This window comes from Aestuariivirga sp. (assembly GCF_044238155.1).
Taxonomy (GTDB): domain Bacteria; phylum Pseudomonadota; class Alphaproteobacteria; order Rhizobiales; family Aestuariivirgaceae; genus Aestuariivirga.
Genome location: NZ_JBIIDX010000023.1, coordinates 13,854 through 27,310, shown reverse-complemented (window position 1 = coordinate 27,310; position 13,457 = coordinate 13,854). Strand labels below are relative to the sequence as shown.

Below are 13,457 nucleotides of genomic sequence, written 5' to 3'. Positions count from 1 at the left end.
GAGACGGTATTTGCCGCTCTCCTTGACAGCGGCCATGTCCGCTTCAGGGTAATGCACGCGGTCGCCTTCGCTGCGCGTGCCGACCTCGAGGATCACAACCGGGTTTGCGAACCGGTTCACCAGCTCGTGGCCATTGACGCGGCCCGCGATGGCAGCGGCATAGGGCGGCGGATAGATGGTGCCGGTACGCGCCTGGGCGTCAGAGGCAAGAATGGCGGCCGGCTGTCCGTCAGCCATGCGCGGCAGCTTTTTGACGGGCCTCGATCTGATTCACGGCGTCAACCACCGCGTCAAAGGTGAGCAGGGTCGAGGCATGTCGCGCCTTGAAATCGCGCACGGGCGACAAGGCTTCGAGATCGGCCCATTTGCCCGTGGGCGCGGCGCCCGCCTCCTTCAGCATGCGGTACATCTGATCGCGCAGGGCGCGAAGCTCGGCCGCCGTGGAGCCCACCACATGCCGGGCCATGATGGACGATGAAGCCTGGCCCAGCGCACAGGCCTTCACCTCATGGCCGAAGTCGGTCACCACGCCATCCTTCATGGCGAGATCGACGGTCACTTTCGAGCCGCACAGCCGCGAATGTGCAACGGCGGTGGCGTCCGGGTGGGCCAGACGTTGCAGCCGCGGAATGTCTGCGGCAAAACCCAGGATCTGGCGGTTGTAAATCTCGTTAATCATTCCAATATCTTAACTGATCCGCGTGGCACTGCAACCCGGCCTGTGCCGGTTTGCCATGGGGGTTTCAACCGTGATATGGGGGTCGCCAATGCGTAAGGCCAGTGCCTGCCGGTCCCGGCAGCCGTATGGAGTGTAAAGTCGAACCATGGACGCCGTCATCAAGAAGATCCCGGCAAAGCCGGTCAAACGCCCAAGCCAGGAGGAAGCCGAGGCTGCGGTGCGCACGCTGCTGGCATGGGCCGGAGACAATCCGGACCGCGAAGGCCTTCTCGATACGCCGAAACGGGTGGCCAAGGCATTCCGCGAGTATTTCTCGGGCTACGAGGACAATCCCGCCGAGGCCCTGTCCCGCACCTTCGAGGATGTCGGTGGCTATGACGACATCGTCATGCTGCGCGACATCGACTTCACCTCGCATTGCGAACACCACATCGCGCCGTTCATCGGCCGTGCCCATGTCGCCTATCTTCCAACCAAGGCAGTGGTGGGAATTTCAAAGCTTGCGCGCGTGGTCGAGATCTATGCGCGGCGGCTGCAAACCCAGGAAACCATGACAGCGCAGATCGCCAATGCGATCACGGACGCGCTCAATCCGCGCGGCGCAGCGGTGCTGCTGGAGGCCGTGCACACCTGCATGTCGATCCGCGGCATCGGCAAGCGGAATGTTGCAACGATCACCACCCAGTTCACCGGCGAGTTCAAGTCGAACCCGGTGCTGCAGGCCCGCTTCATGGAGTTGGTGCGCGCACCCAGCAACGGGTTCTCGCTGTAATGGCAGCAGACCTCGATGAAACCCTCGTGTTTCAGCCGAGGCTCGATGCACAAGGGCTGATCCCGGCCATCGTCACGGACGCGGGCGATGGCCGCGTTCTGATGTTTGCCCACATGAACGAGGAAGCGCTGCGCCTGACCCGCGCCACGGGGCTGGCGCATTTCTGGAGCCGGTCAAGACAGACGCTGTGGAAGAAGGGCGAAACTTCCGGCGAAACGCTGCGCGTTGTTTCGATCCTCACCGACTGCGACCAGGACGTGCTGCAGCTGATCGTCAGGCCGGAAGGACGCGGCGCGGCCTGCCACACCGGGCGCCGCAGCTGCTTCTACCGGCGGCTCGAGGGCGACAGCCTCACGCTTGTGGACGATCTGCGCCTGTTCGACCCGGCCAAAACATATTAGAGCAAATGGTGCTTCAGTCGGACTGCAGTTCGCTCCGCCGGCTGCGCGGCGCGAGGGCGTAAAAGGCCAGCAGCCCACCCAGGAAGCCTCCGACATGCGCCTCCCAGGCGATGACGGTATCGGAGCCGAACGAGCCGCCAGTCCAGCCCGTGCCACCCGAAACCAGAGTGATGACCAGCCAAACGGCCATGAACAGCAGCGCCTGAGGCGCATGGCGCAGCTCGCGGAACGACAGCGGCCGCATACCTCCCGGCACACGGTGTCCGTACATGATGGGAATGGCCGACGAGATCAGCCCGGAGACAGCCCCGGACGCTCCGATGATCACTACCGGCTGGCCCCAGTAGAGCGTCAGGCTGGCAAGACCGCCAGCCAGCCCAGCGACCAGACAGACGGCCAGAAACCGCGCACTACCCAGATAGCGCGCCACTGGCGTGCCAAAAATCACCAGCCACAGCGAATTGAACAGCAGGTGCATCCAGTCGCCATGCAGCAGCATGTAGCTCAGCAGGGTCCAGCCATGACCGCCGGTTGCAGTCAGCGCAAGGGGATTGAGCGCAAGCTCATCATAGGCCCAGACCAGCCACGGCTCGCCGCCCCACAGCAGCACAAGATGCATCCCGGCCAGCACGGCAACGACCCAGAGCACCACGCCTGGCACGTTCAGGATGGGGCCGGATCCATCGCCCTGCCGCGGCTCAGTCTGGGGTGAAAACTGCATCTGGCACGAAGGCTGCAACGTGGGAGCCTCGAGGTCAATATGAAACAGCGGGCCGCCGACCGGGCCAGGGAGCCTTCTCATGCAGCTGACCGAGGGTTCATATACACCAGATCCAGGCGCCGAGCCGGGAGCGGCAGCCGCACGCCTGCTGGCAGCCTGGACCGGAATGCGCGGAAACCGCCCTGCGCCGCACCGCCACGATCTCGATTTGAGACAGCTGAAGACGCTGCTGCCACAACTTTTCATCGCCGAGCGGATTGCGCCGGGACAGCCCTTCAGCTGGCGTCTGGCCGGCACGGCCATCTGCCAGCTCTACCGCCGCGAGGTGACCGGCACCGGCTTTCTCGCCGACTGGCCCGCCTTCGAGCGCGGCCTCATCGAGCGCTTTCTGCGCGGCGTCACGCATGCCCAGCGACAGGCGTTGTTCCGCCTGCGCTTGCGCACCGACCGCGGCCAGCTGATCCAGGCGGAGATGATCGCCCTGCCCCTGATCCCACGCAGCGGGCGCATGCAGGTGCTGGGTGGCCTGTTCATCGCAGAGAGCACGCCGGCTCTTGTCCACACGGCCATTGCGGATGTTGAAGTCGTGACCGCCAGTTTTCTGAAACCGCCCGAGGGCGCGACGGCGCTGTCCGCCGACCCGTTGCAGGCTCGCCGCAAGTTCCATGTGATAGCAGGAGGTCTCGACCTCAGCTGAAGTGAGCCCCGCCCGTGATCGTATTCGGCAAGCGCGCAAGTGCCGACAGCCCACAACCCGACCCTGAACCACCACCACTTCCTGCCCAATATCTTCTGCCCGACGGAACCGAGGGCCAGTGCGAGGTCACCGCCATCGACCCGGACATGGCCCTGTTCCTGACCGCCGAGCTTATCCAGCCCGGCGTTGCGATCATCGCCTTCATCGAAGAGCTTGGCCGCGTGGACGGGGTAACGGGGCCGCGCTATGGCAGCGGTTTCTGGGTGGACTTCACCCATCAGGGATCGCGACGGGCACGTTTCATCCGACATCTGCGCTGGCTGATCCGGCGCGACGCCCGCCCCGACCGGCCAGTGCGACGGCACACCCGCTTCGAGCCGCTCACGGCATCGGCACAGCTGCATCTGCCCGGCGGCTTCAGCGTGAGCTGCGAACTGCTCGACGTCTCGCTGTCCGGGGCGGCCCTCAGAGCCGACATACGCCCGATGATCGGATCCATGGTGGTTGTAGGCCGCCGCCGCGGCCGCGTGATCCGCCACTTCGCGGGCGGATTCGCCATCGAATTCCTCGAACAGCTGGCCGACCGGGAGCTCCAGCGCCAGCTGCGCTGAGACGCGCAACGCTCTTCCCCCGCGAGCGGCAAGAGTCTAGGCTGGAGCCAATCACGGAAGGACCGACATCGATGCCCTCGCTCGCCGCCCACATGACCGCAGACAGCCTTCCCGACCACGGCAGTCTGGTCGGCAGGATATGGGACCCGGCAGCAGGCGGGCCGAGCATCGTCCGCCGCGACGAATCACAGCTCGTCGACATCACGGCGAGCTTCGCCACCATGCGCGACCTCTGCGAGACCGGCGAGCCCGCGTCCGCTGCCAGGGCCGCGAAGGGCCGGCCGGTCGGCGATGCGGCAGCGATCATCGCCAACACGCCGCCCGAAGCGCGCGACAGCGGGAAACCCTGGTTGCTGCCGCCGATTGACCTGCAGGCCGTAAAGGCGGCGGGCGTCACCTTTGCAACCTCGATGCTCGAGCGGGTGATCGAGGAGCGCGCCCGCGGCAACCCGGATGCCGCTGCCGAGATCCGCGGCAGCATCGGCGCGCTGATCGGCGATGACCTCTCGAGACTGCGGCCCGGATCGCCCGAGGCCATGAAGCTGAAGCAGCTTCTGGTCGAAAAAGGCGCCTGGTCGCAATATCTCGAGGTCGGCATCGGGCCGGACGCCGAGATCTTCACCAAGTCGCAGGTGATGGCGGCGGTTGGCCACGGCATGGAGGCCGGCCTCCACCCGGTCTCCACATGGAACAATCCCGAGCCGGAGGTGGTGCTCGTGGTGTCATCCGCGGGCGGAATCGTTGGCGCCACGCTTGGCAATGACGTCAACCTGCGCGACGTCGAGGGCCGCTCGGCGCTGCTGCTGGGCAAGGCCAAGGACAACAACGCCTCATGCGCCCTCGGACCCATGATCCGGCTGTTCGATGACAGCTTCAGCCTCGACGATGTTCGCCGCATGCAACTTGCGCTGCGCGTCGAGGGCGAGGACGGATTCATACTCAACGGCGCATCCAACATGTCGAAGATCAGCCGCGACCCGGCCGATCTGGTTCGCCAGATGATGGGACCGCATCACCAATATCCCGACGGTGCGGTGCTGTTTCTGGGAACGCTGTTTGCCCCCGTCGAGGACCGCGGCGAGCCCGGCAAGGGCTTCACTCACAAGCTTGGCGATGTGGTGACCGTGAGTTCCAGCGAACTGGGCACCCTCGCCAACCGCATGACGACCTCAGACAAGGCGACGCCATGGAGCTTCGGCGCCAGTCATCTGTTCCGCAACCTCGCCCGGAGGGGCCTGCTACAATCGGCATGACGACACGCCAGCCACAGGACGCCGTCGAGGAACTGGCCGCCAGCGTGGCCGTGCCATTCGCCCAGGCAAGGGCAATGCCCAAGAGCGTTTACACCTCGGAGGCCTTTCTGGCCCGCGAGATCGATCAGATCTTCAGGCGGGAATGGTATTGCGTCGGCCGGGCCTCCACACTCAGGGAGCCAGGCGACTACATCGCCTTCGAGCTCGCCGGCCAGCCGCTGATGGCGATGCGCGGCGAGGATGGCGCGATCCGCTGCCAGTCCAACGTCTGCCTGCACCGCATGTCGACGCTGCTCGAGGGCCGCGGCAACCGCCGGCTCATCACCTGTCCCTATCACGGCTGGACCTATGCCGCCGACGGCCGCTTGCGCGGCGCACCCGCAATGTCGGCAAATCAGGGATTCTGCCGCGAGGCCTACCGCCTGCCCCAGCTGCGCACCGAGGTCTGGCTCGGCTGGCTCATGGTGACGCTCAATCCCGATGCGCCATCGGTTGCCGAGCACTTCCGGGACGTGGAGGAGATGATCCGCCCCTATGGCATGGAGAACTACACCGAGTGGTTCAACGAAAGCTTCGTCTGGAACACCAACTGGAAGATCCTCGCCGAAAACTTCATGGAGAGCTATCACCTGCCGGTCTGCCATGCTGGCACGATTGGCGGGCTCTCGAAACTCGACGAGATGATCTGCCCGCCCTCGCCGCCCCACTTCAACTGGCACACGATATTGAAGGACCCTTCCTTCCGCATCGCCTGCGCCCATCCGTCCAACACGCGCATGCAGGGCGATCTGCGCCGCACCACCTATCTGCTGGCGCTCTATCCCAGCCTGCTGATCACGCTGACGCCGGGCTATTTCTGGTATCTCTCGCTCCATCCAAAGCGTGTTGGCGAGGTGCATGTGACCTTCGGCGGCGGCATGTCCGACGACTTCCTGTCGGACGCCGATGCTGCCGGGCACTTCGCAGCGCTCAAGACGCTGCTCGACAAGGTCAACGTCGAGGACAAGGGCTGCACCGAACGGGTCTACCGCGGCCTCTGCTCGGAACTGGCCGCACCCGGGCATCTCTCGCATCTCGAACGGCCGAACTACGACTTCGCAACCTACCTGTCCCGCATGACGGCGGCGTGACCAGCTGCCGGCAACGCGAGCAGAACCACCCAGACCACAAGAATTTGGCTGGAGTGACGCTCAAGATCTCCCTTGCCCCGTTGGGCGAAGAGTAATCAATCCGGCAAACCAGGAGCCATTGCGCTCTAGAGATCCTGTACGTCCACCACGCCGGCAATCGCCTTGATGGCGCCCTTGATCTGCGGCGTCACGGTGAATTTCGAGCCGAGCGAGACATGAACTTCCCGGCCCTTCGGCATCAGCATGACCAGCCGGACCGGAGCCCGGCCACCATTCCTGAGCCGCGCCGCAATCGACTCCAGCGGCGCTGCATCGCGAACGAAGATCTCAAGCCCGGCCACCATCTGGGCAGTGGCCTTGTCGAGCGGCTCGACACCCTGGAGCCTGAGTTTGACCTCCTCGCCCTCGACATCAGCCTCGACCCGGGCGATCACTGCCGAACCGGGCTCGAGCATGTCGCGGCAGGCGGCGAGCGTATCGGAAAAACAGATGCACTCGAACTGTCCCGAGGGATCGGAGAAACCGACGAAGGCGAACTTATTGCCGGACTTCGAACGGCGCTCCTGCCGGTGCGTGACCGTGCCTGCCAGCTTGGCGGCGCGGGCGCCCTTGGTGAGCGCCTTGTCGCGGAACGAACTCCACGACTCGACCGAGAGCTTCTGCAGCGGCTTCACGTAGTCATCGAGCGGATGACCGGAGAGATAGAAACCAACGGCTTCGAATTCCTGGGCAAGCCTGTCCATCGGCAACCAGGCCTCACGCTGCGGCAGCACCAGGTCATCGGCAGCGCGGGTCAGACCACCGAAGAGATCGGTCTGACCGGCCTCCGCCGCGCTCGCCGTGCGGCTGGCCATGCCGAGAATTGACTCGACGCTGTCAAGAACCTGCGCCCGGTTCGTGTTGAGGCAATCAAAGGCGCCAGCCTTGGCCAGACTTTCGAGCGCACGCTTGTTGACCAGCCGGCCATCGATGCGGCGCGCAAAATCGCCGAGCGAGCGGAACGGGCCGCCCTCGGTACGCACCTGAACCAGATGCTCGATCGCACCGGCGCCGACATTGCGCAGAGCCGCCAGCGAATAGAGGATCTGGCCGTCCACGACCGCGAAGTCGACGTTACTGGCATTGACCGACGGCGGCAGGACCCTGACGCCCAGCCGTTGCGCCTCCTGCCGGAACAGCATCAGCTTGTCGGTGTTGCCCAGATCGAGCGTCATCGACGCGGCGAGGAATTCAACCGGGTGATTGGCCTTGAGCCAGGCGGTCTGATAGGAGACGACCGCATAGGCTGCGGCATGTGACTTGTTGAAACCGTAGCCAGCGAATTTCTGCACCAATTCGAAGATATGATCGGCCTGTTGGGCGTCGACCTGCTTCTGCACCGCGCCCGACACGAAGCGCTCTTTCTGCGCATCCATCTCGGCCTTGATCTTCTTGCCCATGGCGCGGCGCAGCAGATCCGCCTCGCCAAGAGAATAGCCGGACAGGACCTGGGCAATCTGCATCACCTGCTCCTGATAGACCATGATGCCATAGGTCTCCTGCAGGATCGGCTCGAGCAGCGGGTGCAGATAATCGGGTGGTTCGTCACCCTTCTTGCAGGCGATGAACCGGGGAATATTGTCCATCGGACCTGGCCGGTACAGCGCCACGATGGCGATGATGTCCTCGATCCGATCAGCGCGCATCTTGCGCAACACATCACGCATGCCGGAGCTTTCCAGCTGGAACACGCCCACCGTGTCACCGTGCGCGAGCATGTCGTACGTTCTGCCGTCGTCGTATGGGATCTGTCCGATATCGAAGCCAGGCTCGCGCAGCCGTATCAGCTCCTGCGCCTTTTCGATCACCGTCAGAGTTTTAAGACCAAGAAAATCAAACTTCACCAACCCGGCCTTTTCAACATATTTCATGTTGAACTGAGTGGCTGGGATATCGGAGCGCGGATCACGATAGAGCGGCACGAGCTCCTCGAGCGGACGATCACCGATCACCACCCCGGCGGCGTGCGTGGAGGCGTTGCGGTAGAGCCCCTCAAGCCTGAGCGCGATGTCGAACAGGGTGCGGACGGTGGTATCCTTGTCGCGCTCCTCCTGCAGTTTCGGTTCACTGTCGATGGCCTGTGCCAGCGTGACGGGATTGGCCGGATTGTTGGGGATGAGCTTAGAAATGCGATCGACCTGACCGTAGGGCATCTGCAGGACACGGCCAACATCACGCGTCACCATCCGGGCCTGCAGCTTGCCGAAGGTGATGATCTGCGCAACCCGGTCAGCGCCATAGCGTTTCTGCACGTAGTCGATGACTTCGCCGCGACGGTCCTGGCAAAAGTCAATGTCGAAATCCGGCATCGACACCCGCTCGGGGTTCAAAAACCGCTCGAACAGCAGATTGAACCGGAAGGGATCAAGATCCGTGATGGTCAAGACATAGGCGACCAGTGATCCAGCGCCCGAACCGCGCCCCGGTCCAACCGGGATGCCTTTGGCTTTGGCATATTTGATGAAATCTGCAACGATCAGGAAATATCCCGAAAACTGCATCTTGGTGATGACGTCGAGCTCGAAATCAAGACGAGAGAGATAGTCCTCGCGTGTCTTGCCTGCCATCAGGCCGCGGCTCGACAGTCTCAGCTCCAGCCCCTCGCGCGCCTCGCGGCGGAGCTCTTCGGCTTCGTCACCCTCGGCGTAGCGCGGCAGGATCGGCGGCCGCGACTTGACACGGAAGGCGCAGCGCATGGCGATCTCGATGGTGTTCTCGACGGCTTCGGGAATATCCGCGAAGAGCGCCGCCATCTCTGCCTGGCTCTTGAAGTAGTGCTCCGGGGTCAGGCGCCTGCGCTCGTCCGTGGACAGCAGCTCACCCTCCGCGATGCAGATCAGCGCGTCATGCGCAGCGTAATCATCCGCCCTGGCAAAATAGGGCTCGTTGGTCGCCACCAAGGGCACGTCAAGGCCATAGGCGAGTTCGACGAGGCCCGTTTCAGCCTCGCGCTCGGCCGGCGTGCCGTGGCGCTGGAGTTCGATGTAAAGCCTGTCACCAAACAGCGACCTGAGCCTCTGCACCAGTTCGGTGGCCAGCGGCATCTGGCCGGCAAGCAAGGCTTCGTTCACCGGTCCGCCCGGTCCTCCGGTCAGGCAGATCAGGCCATCCGCATGCCCGGAAAGGAACTCCCAGGTCACATGGTGTTCGGCATTGTCGGGACTCGCGAGATAGGCCCGGCTCGAGAGCTTCATCAGATTGGCATAACCAGCAGCATCCTTGGCGAGAAGGACGAGGGCAGGAATGCGTCGCAGCCCGCCGGCCTGCTTCGCCGCACCCTCGCGGTCAACGGCAACATCCACCTTCAACGCACATCCGATGATGGGCTGGATGCCCTTCTCCGCCATCGCATCCGAAAATTCGAGCGCCCCAAACAGGTTGCCGGTGTCGGTGACGGCCACCGCCGGCATGCCCGCCTCCTTGGCGAGGGCGGCCACCGCCTTGATCTGGAGCGCGCCCTCCGACAGCGAATAGGCGGTGTGGGTGCGCAGATGCACGAAGATGGCCGGTGAGGAGGCCCTGTCAGCCATGGCCGCTGCCTCCCCTGCCATCGACGATACGGCCGCGCTCGAGCCGGGCGATGCGGCTCATGCCCTGGGCAAGCTCCAGATTGTGGGTTGCCACCAGCGCGCCGAGGCCCTCTTCTGCGATCAGGCGCAGCAATTCCGCCTGAACATGAGCCGCGGTTTCAGGGTCGAGATTGCCGGTCGGCTCGTCGGCCAGCAGCAGCAGAGGCCGGTTGGCCAGAGCGCGGGCGATGGCGACGCGCTGCTGCTCACCGCCCGAGAGTTCCGAGGGCCGGTGCGCCAGGCGGGCCTGCAAACCCATGCGGCTGAGCAGGTCGCGCGCCCGCGCCTCGGCCTCCGCGCGGCCCGAACCGGCGATGAATTGCGGGATCATCACATTCTCGAGCGCGGAGAATTCCGGCAGCAGGTGATGAAACTGGTAGACGAAGCCGATGCCGATCCTGCGGATCCGGGTGCGCGCCTTGTCATCGAGCGCCGAACAGTTCCGGCCAGCGATGATGACATCGCCCGCGGTCGGCGCCTCCAGCAGCCCCGCGATGTGCAGAAGAGACGACTTGCCCGACCCCGACTGCCCGACCAGCGCCACGATCTCCCCTGCCCGGACCGTCAGATCGAGGTTTCGAAACACCTCGAGGCGGCCACTGCCCTCGGCATAGCTGCGCGCCACCGCGCGAAGTTCGAGAGCTGGCGCGATACGGCTCATTCGTAGCGCAAAGCCTCCACAGGATCGAGCCGCGCCGCGCGCCATGAGGGATAGAGCGTTGCGGCAAAGGACAAGCCAAGCGACATCGCCACGATCAGTACCGTCTGCCAGGAATCCATCCGGGCAGGAAGCTGGGCGAGGTAATAGAGCTCGGGATTGAAGGGATCGACCCCCGATATCCAAGAAATGAACTGGCGAATACGCTCCGTGTTCAGGCAGATGAGAAGCCCGGTGACAAAGCCGCCAATCGTGCCCGCGGTTCCGATGGCGGCTCCGGTCAGGAAAAACACCCGCTGAATGGTGCCGCGCGTGGCGCCCATTGTGCGCAGGATGGCGATATCGCGGCCCTTGTCCTTGACCAGCATGATCAGTCCAGAAATGATGTTGAGCGCGGCAACGAGAATGATCATCGTCAGCACCAGGAACATGACGTTGCGCTCAACCGCCAGGGCGTTGAAAAAAGTCGAGTTGCGGTCCTTCCAGCTTGATATCGCCATGCCGTCGCCCGCGGCCAGCATGATCGGCACCAGATACTGCTCGATGTTGTCGGGATCGTCGACCATCACCTCGATCTGGTTGACGCCCTCGTCGGTGAGGAAATAGTCCTGCGCCTCGGCGAGCGGCATGTAGAGAACATTCTCGTCATAGTCCGACATGCCAACCTTGAAGATCGCCACGACCGGGTAATCGCGGATCCGCGGCGCATTGCCGATGACGGTATCCGGACCATCGGGCGAGATGATGGTGATGCGCGAGCCGAGCCCCAGCTGATGGCGCCAGGCCATGCGCTCGCCGATCGCCACCCCGCCTGCAGCATCAAAGCCCTGAAAAGATGCTGTCGCGTCCGGCAGACCGTCAGGGTTCAGGGCCGTCCGCAGACTGTCATTGTTCAGGCTGGAGAGCTTCTGAATATCGGCTTCGGCAATGCCGCGCACCAGCGCGCCCGTGTTGTTGTGAAGGCTCGAGGCCATGGCCTGGCCCTCGACCAGCGGCACCGCCCTGACGACGCCCGGAACCTGGGCAAGACGCTGCGCGATCGACTGATAGTCGGTGAGTGGCGCGGTGTCGGAGCGGTAGAGGCTGACATGGCCCTGAAAGCCCAGAATCTTGTCGAGAAGCTCGGCGCGGAAGCCGTTCAGCACGGCCATCACCACGATCAGCGTTGCAACACCCAGCAAGATGCCCAGAAAGGAGAACAGCGAGATCACCGAAATGAAGCCTTCCCGCCGCCTGGAGCGCAGATAGCGCGCTGCCAGCATCCACTCGAAGGATGCAAATGGCCGGGTTTCCGAAAGCGACTTCGTCATCAGCGGGTAAAGCGCGGCACGATCTGGTCCAGCGCCACGTTCTCGCGCGCGCCGGTCTTGCGGTTCTTGACCTCTGCGACGCCGTCCTTCAGTCCGCGCGGGCCGATGATCACCTGCCAGGGAAGCCCGATCAGGTCCATGGTGCCAAACTTTGCGCCCGCCCTGTCATCACGGTCATCGTACAGAACGTCGATGCCACTGGCCTCAAGCGCCGCGTAAATCCGGTTGCACACGGCATCGGTTTCGCCGTCACCGGCCTTGAGGTTGATGAGCCCGACACGGAACGGCGCCACCGGCTCCGGCCAGATGATGCCGGCCTCGTCATGGCTGGCCTCGATGATGCCGCCCACCAGCCGCGACACACCGATGCCATAGGAGCCTGACTGCACGGTGACCATCTTGCCATCCGGCCCCTGTACCACGCAGCCCAGCGGCTCTGAATACTTGGTGCCGAAGAAGAAGATGTGGCCCACCTCGATGCCGCGGCCGGTGACCCGGCGTTCGGCAGGCACGCGGGCCTCATAATCGGCCTGGTCGTGCATTTCGGCGGTGGCGGCGTATTTCGAGGTGAAATCGTCGACGACCCGCGCGACGGCAGCCACGTCGTCATAGTCGATCTCGAAAGACTGCCAGTCCATGTCGTGGAAGGCCCGGTCGAAATGGACCTCCGACTCGCCCGTGTCGGCGAGGATCAGGAATTCATGGCTGTCCTTGCCGCCAATGGGGCCGGTTTCGGCGCGCATCGGCACAGCCTTCAGGCCCATGCGCGCGAAGGTCTTGAGGTAGGAGACGAACATCTTGTTGTAGGAATGCTGGCCGGCCTCCCGGGTGAGGTCAAAGGAATAGGCGTCCTTCATGAGGAATTCGCGGCCGCGCATGACGCCGAAGCGGGGGCGCACCTCGTCACGGAACTTCCACTGTATATGGTAAAGGTTGCGCGGCAGGTCCTTGTAGCTCTGCACGCCCTGACGGAAGATATCGGTGATCATCTCCTCGTTGGTGGGGCCGAAGAGCATGTCGCGGTCATGCCGGTCCTTGATGCGCAGCATTTCCTTGCCATAGGCGTCATAGCGGCCGGACTTGCGCCACAGGTCAGCCGGCTGGATGGTGGGCATCAGCACCTCGATCGCGCCCGCCCGGTTCTGCTCCTCGCGGACGATTTGCTCGATCTTGCGCAGCACCCGGTAGCCGAGCGGCAGCCAGGAATAGCTGCCAGCCGCCTCCTGGCGGATCATGCCGCAGCGCAGCATGAGTCGGTGGGACACGATCTCCGCCTCTTTCGGGTCATCGCGCAGGATGGGCATGAAATACTGGGAAAGGCGCATGAGGCTCCTGAATCTGCAAACGGCCACCTCGTTTTACGGCAATTGACCCGGAACTCAAGCCGGGCGGACGGCGGCACGCCCGACAGACGTGCTGAAAACTTACGACCTCAAGGTGTCGATTGATGTGCCAATTGTGGCAACCATGTGTCATTTTTAACTCGACAGAGCCCCGGCTTGTGGTAGCGTCACCGGCAATAACAACAAGGCCGTGGTCTGTTCATTCGACCCAGGTCTGGGGAGGACGGGTTTCCGGGCGCGCGATGGACGCTGCCCAGCCGGTGCCAAAGCCGGC

12 protein-coding genes and 1 pseudogene are annotated in these 13,457 nt (G+C 63.9%); 6 read left to right on the top strand and 7 right to left on the bottom strand.

Features of this window, described 5'->3' with window-relative positions:
- A pseudogene (locus ACILRN_RS04055) lies at window positions 1–237 on the bottom strand (hypothetical protein); the annotation flags it as partial.
- Window positions 230–679 carry an iron-sulfur cluster assembly scaffold protein gene (locus ACILRN_RS04050; RefSeq protein WP_395685801.1) on the bottom strand — a complete coding sequence of 150 codons (450 nt, stop codon included), beginning with the start codon at window positions 677–679 and terminating at the stop codon, window positions 230–232. The gene ACILRN_RS04050 and the pseudogene ACILRN_RS04055, both read right to left, overlap by 8 nt.
- Window positions 680–824: 145 nt before the next feature.
- Between ACILRN_RS04050 and folE the strand changes: the two genes are divergently transcribed.
- Both folE and hisI read left to right on the top strand, forming a co-directional pair.
- Window positions 825–1,451, top strand: coding sequence for a GTP cyclohydrolase I FolE (gene folE, locus ACILRN_RS04045; RefSeq protein ID WP_395685799.1), 627 nt, complete (start codon window positions 825–827; stop codon window positions 1,449–1,451).
- Window positions 1,451–1,852: a phosphoribosyl-AMP cyclohydrolase gene (hisI, locus tag ACILRN_RS04040; protein ID WP_395685797.1), complete on the top strand. Its 402-nt coding sequence runs from the start codon at window positions 1,451–1,453 to the stop codon at window positions 1,850–1,852. The genes folE and hisI overlap by 1 nt, the downstream gene beginning before the upstream one ends.
- Before the next feature lie 13 nt (window positions 1,853–1,865).
- Here the strand turns inward: hisI and ACILRN_RS04035 are convergent, their stop codons facing one another.
- The gene (locus ACILRN_RS04035) at window positions 1,866–2,654 is read right to left on the bottom strand and encodes a rhomboid family intramembrane serine protease (RefSeq protein ID WP_395685795.1); all 789 of its coding nucleotides are present in this window, start codon (window positions 2,652–2,654) and stop codon (window positions 1,866–1,868) included.
- On the opposite strand from ACILRN_RS04035, the gene ACILRN_RS04030 reads away from it, so the two are divergent.
- The 4 genes from ACILRN_RS04030 to ACILRN_RS04015 all read left to right on the top strand — a co-directional run bounded on the left by ACILRN_RS04030 (window position 2,653) and on the right by ACILRN_RS04015 (window position 6,264).
- The gene (locus tag ACILRN_RS04030; protein ID WP_395685793.1) at window positions 2,653–3,270 is read left to right on the top strand and encodes a PAS domain-containing protein; all 618 of its coding nucleotides are present in this window, start codon (window positions 2,653–2,655) and stop codon (window positions 3,268–3,270) included. The genes ACILRN_RS04035 and ACILRN_RS04030 overlap by 2 nt on opposite strands.
- Window positions 3,271–3,284: 14 nt before the next feature.
- Window positions 3,285–3,881 (top strand): PilZ domain-containing protein, encoded by a 597-nt coding sequence (locus tag ACILRN_RS04025; protein WP_395685791.1) that lies wholly within the window; start codon window positions 3,285–3,287, stop codon window positions 3,879–3,881.
- Window positions 3,882–3,952: 71 nt separating this feature from the next.
- Entirely contained in the window at window positions 3,953–5,134 is a 1,182-nt protein-coding gene (locus ACILRN_RS04020) for a fumarylacetoacetate hydrolase family protein (protein WP_395685789.1), read from the top strand.
- Window positions 5,131–6,264 (top strand): Rieske 2Fe-2S domain-containing protein, encoded by a 1,134-nt coding sequence (locus ACILRN_RS04015; RefSeq protein WP_395685787.1) that lies wholly within the window; start codon window positions 5,131–5,133, stop codon window positions 6,262–6,264. The genes ACILRN_RS04020 and ACILRN_RS04015 overlap by 4 nt, the downstream gene beginning before the upstream one ends.
- Before the next feature lie 125 nt (window positions 6,265–6,389).
- Here the strand turns inward: ACILRN_RS04015 and dnaE are convergent, their stop codons facing one another.
- The 4 genes from dnaE to proS are packed head-to-tail and all read right to left on the bottom strand — an operon-like array spanning window position 6,390 to window position 13,165.
- Window positions 6,390–9,833 (bottom strand): DNA polymerase III subunit alpha, encoded by a 3,444-nt coding sequence (gene dnaE / locus ACILRN_RS04010; RefSeq protein ID WP_395685785.1) that lies wholly within the window; start codon window positions 9,831–9,833, stop codon window positions 6,390–6,392.
- Window positions 9,826–10,533 (bottom strand): ABC transporter ATP-binding protein, encoded by a 708-nt coding sequence (locus tag ACILRN_RS04005; RefSeq protein WP_395685783.1) that lies wholly within the window; start codon window positions 10,531–10,533, stop codon window positions 9,826–9,828. Before ACILRN_RS04005 ends, dnaE begins: the two co-directional genes overlap by 8 nt.
- Window positions 10,530–11,840 (bottom strand): lipoprotein-releasing ABC transporter permease subunit, encoded by a 1,311-nt coding sequence (locus tag ACILRN_RS04000; protein ID WP_395685781.1) that lies wholly within the window; start codon window positions 11,838–11,840, stop codon window positions 10,530–10,532. The genes ACILRN_RS04005 and ACILRN_RS04000 overlap by 4 nt, the downstream gene beginning before the upstream one ends.
- Window positions 11,840–13,165 (bottom strand): proline--tRNA ligase, encoded by a 1,326-nt coding sequence (gene proS / locus ACILRN_RS03995; protein WP_395685779.1) that lies wholly within the window; start codon window positions 13,163–13,165, stop codon window positions 11,840–11,842. Before proS ends, ACILRN_RS04000 begins: the two co-directional genes overlap by 1 nt.
- Between the last annotated feature and the right edge of the window lie 292 nt (window positions 13,166–13,457).

Coding starts and splice junctions, on each gene's coding strand:
- ACILRN_RS04050 (WP_395685801.1), bottom strand. CDS start 679: ATGATTAACGAGATTTACAACCGCCAGATCCTGGGTTTTGCCGCAGAC.
- folE (WP_395685799.1), top strand. CDS start 825: ATGGACGCCGTCATCAAGAAGATCCCGGCAAAGCCGGTCAAACGCCCA.
- hisI (WP_395685797.1), top strand. CDS start 1,451: ATGGCAGCAGACCTCGATGAAACCCTCGTGTTTCAGCCGAGGCTCGAT.
- ACILRN_RS04030 (WP_395685793.1), top strand. CDS start 2,653: ATGCAGCTGACCGAGGGTTCATATACACCAGATCCAGGCGCCGAGCCG.
- ACILRN_RS04035 (WP_395685795.1), bottom strand. CDS start 2,654: ATGAGAAGGCTCCCTGGCCCGGTCGGCGGCCCGCTGTTTCATATTGAC.
- ACILRN_RS04020 (WP_395685789.1), top strand. CDS start 3,953: ATGCCCTCGCTCGCCGCCCACATGACCGCAGACAGCCTTCCCGACCAC.
- ACILRN_RS04015 (WP_395685787.1), top strand. CDS start 5,131: ATGACGACACGCCAGCCACAGGACGCCGTCGAGGAACTGGCCGCCAGC.
- dnaE (WP_395685785.1), bottom strand. CDS start 9,833: ATGGCTGACAGGGCCTCCTCACCGGCCATCTTCGTGCATCTGCGCACC.
- ACILRN_RS04005 (WP_395685783.1), bottom strand. CDS start 10,533: ATGAGCCGTATCGCGCCAGCTCTCGAACTTCGCGCGGTGGCGCGCAGC.
- ACILRN_RS04000 (WP_395685781.1), bottom strand. CDS start 11,840: ATGACGAAGTCGCTTTCGGAAACCCGGCCATTTGCATCCTTCGAGTGG.
- proS (WP_395685779.1), bottom strand. CDS start 13,165: ATGCGCCTTTCCCAGTATTTCATGCCCATCCTGCGCGATGACCCGAAA.